At 43.5% G+C, this 12,012-nt stretch carries 14 protein-coding genes; 2 read left to right on the plus strand and 12 right to left on the minus strand.

What is annotated here, in order from left to right:
• The first annotated feature begins 5 nt into the window (after positions 1-5).
• On the plus strand, positions 6-986 hold the full coding sequence (locus tag OKIT_RS01075) for a glycosyltransferase (RefSeq protein ID WP_007744556.1): 981 nt from the start codon (positions 6-8) through the stop codon (positions 984-986).
• On the opposite strand, the gene OKIT_RS01080 is transcribed toward OKIT_RS01075, so the two are convergent.
• From OKIT_RS01080 to murB, 5 genes are read right to left on the minus strand one after another with little or no spacing between them, the layout of a single operon-like run.
• Positions 958-1,266 (minus strand): hypothetical protein, encoded by a 309-nt coding sequence (locus OKIT_RS01080; RefSeq protein WP_007744557.1) that lies wholly within the window; start codon positions 1,264-1,266, stop codon positions 958-960. The two genes, OKIT_RS01075 and OKIT_RS01080, sit on opposite strands and share 29 nt — an antisense overlap.
• Positions 1,266-2,276: a CdaR family protein gene (locus tag OKIT_RS01085; protein WP_007744558.1), complete on the minus strand. Its 1,011-nt coding sequence runs from the start codon at positions 2,274-2,276 to the stop codon at positions 1,266-1,268. Before OKIT_RS01085 ends, OKIT_RS01080 begins: the two co-directional genes overlap by 1 nt.
• A complete protein-coding gene (gene cdaA, locus OKIT_RS01090) occupies positions 2,263-3,141 on the minus strand; it encodes a diadenylate cyclase CdaA (RefSeq protein WP_007744560.1) in 879 nt (292 codons plus the stop codon). Before cdaA ends, OKIT_RS01085 begins: the two co-directional genes overlap by 14 nt.
• A 15-nt stretch (positions 3,142-3,156) precedes the next feature.
• Complete coding sequence (locus tag OKIT_RS01095) at positions 3,157-5,274, minus strand: cation:proton antiporter (RefSeq protein ID WP_007744563.1); 2,118 nt, start codon at positions 5,272-5,274, stop codon at positions 3,157-3,159.
• A complete protein-coding gene (murB, locus tag OKIT_RS01100) occupies positions 5,274-6,179 on the minus strand; it encodes a UDP-N-acetylmuramate dehydrogenase (RefSeq protein WP_241778160.1) in 906 nt (301 codons plus the stop codon). The genes OKIT_RS01095 and murB overlap by 1 nt, the downstream gene beginning before the upstream one ends.
• A 45-nt stretch (positions 6,180-6,224) precedes the next feature.
• Here murB and OKIT_RS01105 point away from each other — a divergent pair, with 45 nt between their 5' ends.
• Positions 6,225-7,049: an exodeoxyribonuclease III gene (locus tag OKIT_RS01105; RefSeq protein WP_007744567.1), complete on the plus strand. Its 825-nt coding sequence runs from the start codon at positions 6,225-6,227 to the stop codon at positions 7,047-7,049.
• Here OKIT_RS01105 and OKIT_RS01110 read toward each other — a convergent pair.
• The 7 genes from OKIT_RS01110 to OKIT_RS01135 all read right to left on the minus strand — a co-directional run bounded on the left by OKIT_RS01110 (position 7,046) and on the right by OKIT_RS01135 (position 12,010).
• Positions 7,046-8,179: a toxic anion resistance protein gene (locus OKIT_RS01110; RefSeq protein ID WP_007744568.1), complete on the minus strand. Its 1,134-nt coding sequence runs from the start codon at positions 8,177-8,179 to the stop codon at positions 7,046-7,048. The two genes, OKIT_RS01105 and OKIT_RS01110, sit on opposite strands and share 4 nt — an antisense overlap.
• 8 nt (positions 8,180-8,187) lie before the next feature.
• Positions 8,188-9,324, minus strand: coding sequence for a hypothetical protein (locus OKIT_RS01115; protein ID WP_007744569.1), 1,137 nt, complete (start codon positions 9,322-9,324; stop codon positions 8,188-8,190).
• An 89-nt stretch (positions 9,325-9,413) separates the two neighbouring features.
• A complete protein-coding gene (locus tag OKIT_RS09680) occupies positions 9,414-9,557 on the minus strand; it encodes a hypothetical protein (protein WP_162141368.1) in 144 nt (47 codons plus the stop codon).
• Positions 9,529-10,146: a peptidoglycan recognition protein family protein gene (locus OKIT_RS01120; protein ID WP_007744575.1), complete on the minus strand. Its 618-nt coding sequence runs from the start codon at positions 10,144-10,146 to the stop codon at positions 9,529-9,531. Before OKIT_RS01120 ends, OKIT_RS09680 begins: the two co-directional genes overlap by 29 nt.
• 11 nt (positions 10,147-10,157) lie before the next feature.
• Positions 10,158-10,691 (minus strand): 3'-5' exonuclease, encoded by a 534-nt coding sequence (locus OKIT_RS01125; protein WP_007744576.1) that lies wholly within the window; start codon positions 10,689-10,691, stop codon positions 10,158-10,160.
• Complete coding sequence (gene tsaE / locus OKIT_RS01130) at positions 10,688-11,146, minus strand: tRNA (adenosine(37)-N6)-threonylcarbamoyltransferase complex ATPase subunit type 1 TsaE (protein ID WP_007744578.1); 459 nt, start codon at positions 11,144-11,146, stop codon at positions 10,688-10,690. The genes OKIT_RS01125 and tsaE overlap by 4 nt, the downstream gene beginning before the upstream one ends.
• Positions 11,147-11,161: 15 nt before the next feature.
• On the minus strand, positions 11,162-12,010 hold the full coding sequence (locus OKIT_RS01135) for an amino acid ABC transporter substrate-binding protein (RefSeq protein WP_007744579.1): 849 nt from the start codon (positions 12,008-12,010) through the stop codon (positions 11,162-11,164).
• Positions 12,011-12,012: the final 2 nt, after the last annotated feature.

The following is a 12,012-nucleotide window of genomic DNA, read 5'->3' on the forward strand; positions in this document are numbered from 1 at the left end:
GAGTTATGAATTGGGTGACCTTGACAGTTGAACCTTGGATGCCGATAGGCGCCGACAAAGCCAAAGAAGATTTTGCACAGATTGCAGCGGCGACGGGTTTTCGTGTTTTGAAAATTGATCGTGCCAGAAAAAAAGCCGATTTAGTCGGTGCCCAGCCAGGTGATTTGATCATCCATCAATATCCGAGCTATCTCGGTGACGACTGGGAACTGGCTTTTGAACACGAACTGCAGCAGAAAGGTATTCTGTTTGGTGTTCTCATTCATGATTTTGAGCCTTTGCGTTTACCAGCTCAAGCAGAAAATTCGGCTGCTTTTCAAATCATGCATCAAGCTGATTTTTTAATCGTTCACAATCAGCGTATGGCAGACCGATTTTCAAGCATTAATGCACATATTTTTAAGATTCAGCTCTTTGATTACTTAACCGAGCATACGATTCCGGAGAAAAAAACCATCCACCACGCACTGCTTTATGCAGGCAGCTTGGCCAAAGCCGCTTGGCTGAAACATTATTCCCTGCCAATTCCTTTAACAGTCTTCGGTCGGGTTCCGCGCGCTTGGGACTTTTCAGTATCTAAAACCATCCAAATCAAGAATCCTATAGATCCGTCTATCTTACCCGCTTCCTTGCCGGCTGCCTGGGGACTTGTCTGGGATGAGGATTTGGATCCGAACAAGACACACTATCAAGACTACGAAAAAATTAATTCACCGCATAAGTTAAGCCTTTATTTAGCAGCCGGAATTCCCATTATTGTCTGGCAGCGGTCTGCTTTGGCCGAATTTGTTCGAGAACACAGGTTAGGTCTGCTGATTAATGACCTCACCGATATTAGCGAAGACGCACTATCACATTGTCAGATTAATTTTGACCAGTTATCTAAAATTTCTAAACAATTACAGCGAGGTTATTTTAGCCAAAAAGTTTTGCAAAAAGTGATTGACATGAAAAAAGCTATCCCAGACGGTTGTCGTCCAAAATAGCCTGCATTTCTTTTTCAATTTCTGGTGGTTTTTTCCATTCCTCCCAGCTGGTCATCGAAAAACCGGGGTCGGAATAGTGTGCATTAATGTATTTTTCTACTTTATCCACGTGGTTAGAGTGAGGAATATTGAGTTTTAATATTCTAACCTGTTGAATGAAATGTTTTTCAGCAGCATATTCGGCTCTGCCATTCATAATCACGTTGCCCAATTCCTCATAGGTCGTGCCGTCCAGGCGTGTAATCTCCTGGACGAGATCAAACACCATATAATTAGCCATTAATTCCCTCCTGAACTTGAGTTTGCTGAACGAGATGTCAGCGTTACTTCGACAATTCTAGGTGAAATTTCCGTGACACCCTTGGGCAGCGGCAGTCTAATTGTCAGTACACCGCCGGTATTGCTGACTTTGTTGACGTTTACGGTTATTGGAATGGAATCGATGCGGTCAATCACAGAACGATCACCTGTAATCTGCACACTCGAAGTGCTCAAGGTGACATTATATGTCGAAATCGCGCGCGATCCGGTAAATGTCGGATTTAAAGAAACAGTCTTGGTTTCGCGCGTACTATTATTAACGGCATACTGGCTGGTGACATCCAAAGTGGCGATCACGGTACCAGGGTTGATTTCAACAGACACAACGGAACCATTGCGGTCCACTGCCTTCAAGGGCACATTGCGCGTGATACTGGATTGTGTATTGGCCGGCACATCAAGGTTGGTAGACAAGTGGTCAACTATTTTCACTAAATCGCTGGGGCCAACCACTCTGGCTCGGCGCTGAGAAACTTTAAATCCTGAAACAACATACCTGCTGGCAATATTGTCACGATTATAGGTCGAAATAATCGGTACCATTTTAGATACTTTGCGTGAGACGTTAACTGTCAAAGTCGATGGATCTAATTTTGTTACCAAAGTATCTGACAGACCAGTCAGCCTGACAGTGACTCTTTGAGAACCAATTTTTGGATTCCTCAGATTGACCGTTGCACGGATTGTTCTAGAATTTTGAGCCGCCGTGACCAGTCCGGATGGTCCAGTAATATTCACACGAACACTCTGAGGAACACCTGAAAGATAGTATTTATTGTCATTAATTATGGCATTTAAAGGTACGTTCAGGTCAGCAGTCTGCGTTGTAATTAATTGATTTTGACGATTTCGATTTCCCCGAACATTGCCGATCGTACCCGTTACATAGACAAATAATACGATTGCCAGAACAAGCGTTGCAAGCAGCTGAAACCATTTGGTTCGCAAGAGTGAATTAATGGTTTTCATTAGAATCCCCTCCCTTAGATCGATTTCGGTTGTTTTTTTTCATCGGCCCAGCAACCCAGGCTGTTAAATTAGCAAAAATATCGCTTTGATTTTTTTCATTCTCTGGAATCAAACGTTCCCTTAAAAATTGATCATATTGCTCAGGTTTTAAGCTGCGGTGAAGAACACCTTTATGGGCCACTGAAACTTCACCCGTCTCTTCGGATACGATGATAACAATTGCATCCGTGGATTCAGCCAGGCCCAGTCCAGCCCGGTGACGAGTTCCTAAGTCTTTTGAAGTCGTCGGATCGCTTGAGAGCGGCAGATAGGCTGTAGCGGCTACTAGACGATCAGCCCGAATAACTGCCGCACCATCGTGAAGCGGGGTGTTTGGAATGAAGGTGTTAATCAAAAGCGCCGAACTAACACGCGCATCCAGTGCAATCCCTGTCTCGATAATATCTGAGAGACTTGTTTTTTGTTCAATGGCAATCAAAGCACCAATCCTGCGGCGGGACAAATATGGCAATGCCTGGTCTAAGGCTGTCATCACAATTTCTTCAGAAGGTACCGAAGGACCAGAGGGCCTAAAAAAAGACCGCGTCCCTAAGTTCTCCAAAGCACGCCTGATTTCTTGCTGAAATAGAACCACCAGTGCTATCGGGCCCCAATTGATAATCTGATCCAAAAACCAAGAAATTGTCTCCAGGCCAACCCACCAAGCCACCAAGCGCACGACAATTAAGATGACAATTCCGCGAACCAGCTGCATAGCGCGCGTTCCGCGAACCCAGTTAGCGACGTTGTAAAGCACAAACCAGACCACGAGAATATCAATCAAATGAACAAAATTTTCATATGTAAAGATATTTGATAAATCCATTGATTTTAGTATAACTTAACTGCCGTTGGCAGAAAGTGCCGAGGTCTCGGCAAAATTAATCTCTTGCAGTAAAGTCAGGCCAAGCTGCCTGGGAATACGATGTGTTTCAAATAACCGTTTGACTGCATCACGCTCAGCATCAATAGATGTCAGCGAAAAAGCCAGAATCAGCGCATCGTAATTGCGGTTAAATCGTTTGCTGGCCTTGATACGCGATAGCCAGCTTCGATAGTTGATGATTGTGTTAAAAGCTGCCTGACGGTCAAGTTTGCCCAATGTCTGCTGCTCTAAGTGCCCTGCCAGTGCCTTAATACCAGCCTTGGCACGTGCACGATGGACTGCAGCGTTTTCCTTTTTTGCTTGTGCGGCGTTAATCCGGCTGACCTGCAATTCGGTCATCTGCATCATGCGCCGAATCACACGTAAAAACCATTGAAAAGAAAAACTTCGCCGATGACCGATATCACGCAAAGACCAGCGCACGCCTCGCATATTGGCATGGTAAACAGCTGCAGAAATTTTCTTTTGACTATATATTTTTTCAATCGCCTCAACTTCAGCCTGCAGCGCGATCACACGGAAATCCTGCTCGCGTATAGCTAGTTTCTTAGCACCTGGCAAACGGCTTTTAAGCTGTAAATCGTTGATTTTCTGCTGACGCTCAAACACAAGATCGTAGATAGCAGCTTGTTTAGGGTCGACCACTTCGCCGCCGAATTCCGAATCATGCAGCTGAAATTTGAGTGCTTGAATGCCTGATTGTAATTGAAAGATACGGGCTTCGGTCTCACTGATATATTTATATTGACGTTCCTTTTGACCAAGCTCATTCAAATTAAAATCGGCTTCTTGATTCATCAGCTGAATATCACTCGGCAAAGTCGAAACCGGCCCTGAGAGCTTTGTCAGAATCGGCAGCATAATTGATGCAACAATCAGAGAGAAAATAACGACAACAGCTGCGATGAAGACCATCAGATAGTAATGTGGAAAGACACGGCCGGAGACCATTTGAATTGACAGCACAGCAGCGAGTGCGATCGCACCACGGACACCGGAAAACGCCATAATCATCGTTTGCACAATAGTTGGTTTTGGATTTGTTTTGATATTTCTTTTGTAGCTGATATATTCGTTAATATAAGTCCAAACCGCCCGAATGACAAAGATAATGCACCAAACTAAAATGCCATATAGAATGCCTGTAACCAGATTCAGCTGATCATTGATAATCGCGTCCTCATAGGCATGAGGCAGCTCCAAGCCCAAGATAATAAAAATCGTGCCGTTCAAAACAAAGGCCAGAGCCCGCCAGATCGTTTCGGACAAAACGTTGAATTCAAAACTCGCATTGTAATCAGCATTATTGCGTAATTTTGTCAAAATCCCGGCCACAACAACCGCCACAACGCCCGAAGATTGTTCTAGATCTTCGGCGATATAAAAGATCAAAAAAGGCGCCAAAATACTGATAATAACCTGCATGATTTCGTCGTTAGCACCATGCTGACGGATGATTTCCCGTGCCCAGTCAATCATAGAAATCAGCAAAAACCCTGTCAACGCGCCAACAATCGTGATATAGATAAAATTAAAAAAAGCATCATGCATAACAAATGAGCCCAATACCGTAGCGGACACAGCATATTTAAAGGCCACCAGGCCGGAAGCATCATTTAACAGACTTTCGCCCATTAAGACGTGCAGCAGATTGTCCGGGATTTTGATACGGGATAGAATCGTTCCGACAGATACTGGATCGGTTGGCGACAAAGCTGCCGCTAAGGCAATGCTGACTGATAACGGCAGGACCGGTATGAGTATGTGAATCAACCAGCCGCCACCAAGAGCTGTGACAAATACCAGGACAAAGGCGTTTGCAATAATCGGCGCACGCAGCTGCCAAAGTTCTCGTTTGGGAAAACGCCAGGCATCATTAAAAAGGAGCGGTGCAATAAAAATAAGTAAAAACCATTCGGTATCCAAGCCAATGGTCTCTTCAATGAAAAAAGATAACCCGACACCACAGATGATCTGTAATAGGCTGACTGGAAGCAAAGGGAAAAAATGAGCCAATAAGCTGCTGGCAACAATTAAAGATATAACAATTGGAAACAGCAGTAATAAGTCCATTAGTTTTCAGCGAATCCTTTCCCGATCATTTTGATTTCTAATTCCATATTGATATCCTGATTCTGTTTGATCGTGTGCTTGACTAAGTTGATAAGTCTAACATAATCTTCGGTGCTGGCATGATCGACGTTGACAATAAAATTCGCGTGTTTCGTGGATAACTGAGCACCACCGATACGAACACCCTGCAGGCCGGCATCTGCCACCAGTTTACCTGCGTAAAATCCCTGCGGCCGTTTGAAAACAGAACCATTGGAGGGCAGATTCAAAGGCTGTTTACTAATCCGCCGAAAATTAAAATCATCCATCCAGCGCCGGATAACAGCCTTATCATCAGGTGCCAGCTCAAAGACCGCTTGGAGAATATAATAACCATTTTGCTGAATACCTGAATTACGGTAAGAAAAACCCAGCTGTTCTTTGGTCAAAACAAGCGAGTGGCCGGCATGATCCAAAGCGATAACACTTTTCAGCACATCGGCCGTATTGCCGCCATAAGCACCAGCATTCATATAAACAGCACCACCGACTGATCCTGGCAGTCCAGCCGCCCACTCCAGACCCGACAGCCCATGCTCATAGGCAAATTCGGATACTTGAATCATATCAATTCCAGCATCGGCGATAATTTCATTGCCGCGGATTTGAATCTGCTTCATTTTGTCCATGATAATAATCAGACCGGCAACACCTTGATCCGATATCAGCATATTGCTAAGCTGTCCCAACACGTGCACCGGAATATCTTGATCAAAAGCTGCCTGGATTAGACGTTTTGTCTCCTGACTATTCTTGGGAAAAGCCAAATAATCAGCCTTGCCGCCAACCTGAGCAAAAGCGTACTCAGCAATAGGTTTGTCCTTATAAATCTCAATATCTGAAAATTGTTTAGTAAAATCTGCGATAACTTGATTTTATCATTGCAGGCAAACTTGGTTTAGACTGGTTTTATGAACTTTATTTCATGGAATATCGACAGCTTGAATGCCGCGATCGAACATAAATCACCCCGCGGCGAACTCACTTTTGCGCTGTTATCTCAGATAGCCGCCCAAAAGCCGGACTTCTTTTCTATTCAAGAAAGTAAATTACCAGTTACCGGTCTCAACGCTAAACAAACACAGGTTTTAAACGATCTGTTTCCGGGTTATTGCACTTTTGTGAGAAATAGTACGCCGCCAGCCAAAAAAGGCTATGCCGGCGTGATTACCTTGGCAAAAGAACAGCCGATTTCTTTCAATTGCCCAACAATTGACGCACCGGACACAATGGATGAAGAAGGGCGCATTATTTTGCTGGAATACCCGGATTTTTATCTCCTGAATGTTTATACGCCTAATTCAGGCGATGGTCTAAAACGTCTCGAGATGCGCGGTCTATGGGATGACAATTTTCGTGTCTATGTCAGCCAGCTGGCCGAAAGAAAAGCCGTTATCTTCTCCGGTGATTTAAATGTTGCCCACGAAGAAATTGATTTGAAAAACCCGTCAACCAACCATCAGTCAGCCGGTTTTACGGATCAGGAACGAGATAAGTTTACTCAGCTTTTAGAAGCAGGATTTACAGATACTTGGCGTTTTCAGCACCCTGATGATGTTGCTTATTCTTGGTGGAGTCAGCGAAATCGTATGGCTAAGCCAAACAACGCCGGCTGGCGGATTGACTACTATCTAGTCAGCAGCACGTTAAAAGATAAAATAAAAAAAAGCGGCATGATTGACAGTGGTACTCGTGCAGATCATGCGCCGATTTATTTACAAATGGCCTTTGATTAGTTCAAGTTTTTTCTCGCAGACAAATCTCCGTCATCTCTGGCGACTTTTCTAAGTTCGGTTTTCATCTGCTGTTCCAAGGCAGCCAGATCGTTTTCAGCCGCCAAACGCCGTTCGTGGCCCTGATTTTGAATTTCGATCGTCTGCTGAATTGTCTCAATCAAATTCTGCTGAGATTTCTTTAATGTATCAACGTCAATCACACCGCGCTCTGTTTCCTTAGCTGTATCCAAGGCAGATTGTTTCAGCATCTGAGAATTTTGTTCCAATAAATGATTGGTGGTTTCCGAAACAGCTCGTTGTGTGTTGATCGCATCACGCTGCTTAAATAAGGTCAATGCGATGGCAATCTGGTTTTTCCATAGTGGAATAGCTGTATTAATTGATGATTGAATTTTTGTCGATAACTGCCGGTTTGTCGTTTGAACAAGGCGAATTTGCGGCGCTTGCTGAATCGCAATTTGCCGAGTCAGCTTCAAGTCATAATTGCGTTTCTCCAAGGTGGCAAGCGTCTGGGCAATATCCTGGACCGTCTGGGCATCTAATTGATTCTGTGTTTTTTCGGCCCGCTTTTGAGCTGCAGTCAGAATATTTTCCCGAATATCTTTCTCTTTTAATTCCGCTCCGGCAATGTAGAGATTGAGCCGATTGTAGTAGTCAAGGTTTTTAGCGTATAAGCCTTCCAGCATTTTGTTGTCGGCAAGTAAACCCTTTTGCTGATCCGATAATTGTGCAGCAGCACGATCAATCTGCTGACCGACTTTCTCATATTTTGCACGCACTTCTAGAGCTGAACGCCGTACGCGCCCAAAAATCTTAGAAATCAAGCCGGCTTTTTGCGGCGCCAGTTCATCTGGTTTTGACTCATTGATTGTCACAACTAAATCGCGCAGATTATCGCCGATACTGCCTAAATCTTTATTTGAAACACTGTTCAAAACGTTCTGGGAAAAATCGGAAATTTCTTTTTGGACATCAGACCCATAACTAACAATCTGTTCAGGATCCAAGCCATCCAGCTGTTTGGAAATTTCTCTGGCTTGCTTTTGTTCTTCTGGACTCAAAGTTGGCAAAATAGCTCGCTCAGGCGACTTGTTTCCTGTCTTTTCAATTTCGTTATCACCGTTTGCCATTTGTCCTCCTAGACTGTCATACTTATATGTCTGCTATGTGCTTTTAACGACTGGATGTGCGTATACAGTTTCCCGACACTGAGTGAACTCGTATACATTTCACTACTGTTCTCATCCCCAATAATCAGACGAATAGCTTTTTGGCCAGCCAGCTGCAGTTTTAATTCTAGTCTGCTTGGCGCCTTTAAATCATCAACTTTAATATCACTTATATTTTGCCAGGAAATCAGTGATAACAATAAGTCATCTTGACCGGATTTTCTTGGGCTAGCGGGTTCTAACCCATAGGCCGTAAAAGAAGCAAAAGGCTGTCTGCCTTGTGATTGTCTTTTAAAAATGGCGACAGGAGATAAATCACTGCTGTCGGCTGAATGTTTGGCTGAACGCGTCCGATCGAAATATGCGTCAATTTTTTCCTTTGCCTTATCCAAAGCTGCACTGCCATTATCGAAAACATAATTCGTCAGCTTGTCTAGACGATCATCCGGCTGCGCCTCATCAGTTGTTTGGCTGTCGGCTTGTTTTTGGTCAATCGGTGCTTGGCCGCCGGATTTGATGTAACTATCAACAATCTTTTTCAGTTCTGGAATCGCGATATTTTTGACTTCGTTTTGTTTAATCGTAAATGACCCATCAAGCGTGGCCACATATAACTGATAATTTAAGCCTTCTGTCTGTACTTCTGTGTAGTAAATCCGCGGCCATTCATAAATAATCTTGTGACGGAAAAAATAGCGGTGATCAACACGTGCCAGACAGAAATCCGTAATTTCTAAAGAAGTCCAGCGTTTAAAAGCCGTAATCAAAAAATAACCTGCAATGATGAACAGCGTCAGTTCCAAAGTATAGATTGGCCATCCGCCGATATTTCTCGCCGTAAAAAATCCAATCGGCAGCAAAGCGGCAGCTGCTGGAAACAGTTTCCACCAGTCATAGCGGTAAATCAATATACCGGTCTCTTTCTTTTCTCTTTTTAAGGCTCTTTTCTTCGCAGCACGATTATTTTTCACAATCTGCCGATAAATTACATAAATAATCGCTGCTGGAATGACAAAAGCCATTGCCGCTCCAATCAAGCTGGCCGCGATATTGAATAGAACGTAGATGCCGATAATCCACCAAAAAATTTTCCAAAAAGACTTCATGCCTATATTTTATCGGAATCCGAGAACAGTTTCCGGCCTCCTAATAAAAACAAAATAAAAACCGTCGTATAAACGGTTTAGCGACGGTTTTATGCTTGTTTTGCCTTATCTTGAGACTGTTTTTTGTCCTCATTGAGCTTGATTTTTGCAAATAGGCTATCCATTAACGGATCGCTCTCGCCCATTTCGGCAGTCTTAATCGACTCAAACTTTTCTTTTTTCTTTTTTGCCATTTTCATCACCTGTATCTAGTCTCATTTTGACTTCTCGACGGAAATCGTCCATCGTTTTCGCGTGATACCGCCACCAATGTTCGGGATCCTGATGGTCGCTTGCCAGACCAGCTAAATAGCCTTCATGGTGGCTGATAATACTACCCGGATCAATGTGGTACTGTCGGCACAGAAAAACGGATAGCTGGATATCATTTTGCCATACTTTGTGGAAATATTCATGAAAAACTGACGGATCATAACCAATTAATTGAAAACCATCAGGACCGTAATACAATCCTGCTGGTTCACAAGTCTCAATCCCGATAAAGCTGAGATTAGCGGGGCCGGCTGCACGCCAAGCACGCATCGTCCAAGGCAGATATTGGCAAACAACTTTGTCATCAACGAATGCGCGAACAGCTACTTGGCGATCTATCTGGCCGGCTGCATAAGATCGATCCCACAGATCAAACCAGTCAGCAGCCATAATACCGGGTTCGGCTGTGGAATGAATCATGATACCTGAGGCTTTTAGCGGGTCGCCTTGCATAAAACAATCGTTATGCGTCATGTAGCGGCGAATAATTTTTAATTGCTGATCTGACAAATCTTTGCCCTCTACACCAGTTTGGCAAAATCCTTGATACGATCCTCACCAAAATGATTGATTTCATAAATGAGGATTTCAGCTGCAGCCTGCGCATCAAAACTCGCATTATGGTGATGTTCCAAATCCAGGCCTAATTCAGATGCGACTGTGTCCAATTTATGGTTAACCATGTCTGGATGAAATTTTCTAGAAATTGAGACTGTATCAAGGCTAACATAATGCGGCACCGGCAGACCATAGTAACGCAATGTTTGTTTAAGTACTTGGTTGTCAAAACGAATATTATGGCCGACAACAGTTGGATAATCAGCATAAAGATGCTTAATTTGTTCCCAGACATCCGGAAATTTGGGCGAATCAATAACATCGTCAGCGGTTAACCCGTTAACAGCTGTGTTCCAATAGGAGAAAGTCGTCTCAGGTTTAATCAAAGAATACCAATTATCGACGATTTGATTATCCTTGACAATTGTCAGACCCAAAGAATCCGCTGACCATGCTTCATTATTAGCTGTTTCAAAATCCATCGCAATAAAATTCATAGGCGATCCAGCATTTTCTCATAACGAGCGCCATGAGCGGTTAGACGCACATCTCGATCCTGGCCATCGTAACTGAAGGCAATTTCTAAATACTGATCAGGCAGAATTTCTTTCATGTAATCCGGCCACTCGACCAAAGTCAGGCCGTCAGCACCGATATAATCTTCAAAGCCTTGATCAGCGGCACCAATCGTTTCCAAGCGATAAGCATCAAAATGATAGACCGGGAAAGGCAGCCCGTGGCCCGTATACTGCTGGAGAATTGTGAAAGTCGGTGAATTGACGATTAAATCAGGATCATCAGATAATGCGTGAACCAATTGGCGCGTAAAAGTCGTCTTGCCGGCGCCTAAATTGCCTCGCAATAAAATCAAGTCGCCAGCCGATAAAAAACCCGCCAAATGCTCAGCGAGTTTTTTTGTATCGGCCAATGATTGTTTTTTTAAAAAGATCATCGTTTAAATTTTAACTTATTTCAAACCCTTGTCAGCCCTGCCGAACCATTTTAGCTGCAAAGTACGCATCTTCCCGTTCTGCTGGAATTGTTTCAAAACGTCATTCACACGTTCTCTTAATTGGACATCGGATTTTCTAAAACCAACACCGGTCTCATCAGTCGGATAACCACCCGTGATAATTTGGTAGTTCTGTGAATCCGGCAAGTGGTCAATATAATAGCCGGCATACATGGAATCAACCAGAATTCCTTGAATGCGACCCGCTTTCAGATCCATAAAGGCCTTATCAAAAGTATCGTATTTCGAAGGCTTACCCTTGACGTATTTTTTCAGCAGATTGCCATACTGAGAAAATTGTGTATCAGCTGTTGAAGCATTCTGTAGACCCAATGTGCGGCCTTTCATATCCGCAAAAGATTTCATATTATATTTCGATAATGTCACCAAAACCTGTGTTCCGTGATTATAGGGAATTGAGAAAGCAACTTTCTTTTTACGAGCTGGTGAAATCGTGTACCCATTCCAAATGGCATCAATCTGGCCGTTGTTTAAAAGCTGCTCTTTAGTGGCCCAATTAATCGGTTCCCACTTGACTTTGATACCTAATTTTTTAAAGGTTGCATCAGCCAGGTCGACATCAAAACCAACCAATTTGCCTTGTTTGTTGCGAAAACCCATCGGAATAAAAGTATCATCGAGGCCGATTGTCAGTCTCTTCTGCTGTTTGATTTTATCCCAACCATCCGTCTTGGCTTTTGTTGTACTGCTGGCTAGATAAGTCCAAGCTCCGGCAACAATTGCCAGAATTAAGACAATGATGCCGATGTTTACGTATAATTTTCTTCTTTTATTATTAGTCATTT

The sequence above is a fragment of the Oenococcus kitaharae DSM 17330 genome (genome assembly GCF_000241055.1).
In the GTDB taxonomy this organism is placed as follows: domain Bacteria; phylum Bacillota; class Bacilli; order Lactobacillales; family Lactobacillaceae; genus Oenococcus; species Oenococcus kitaharae.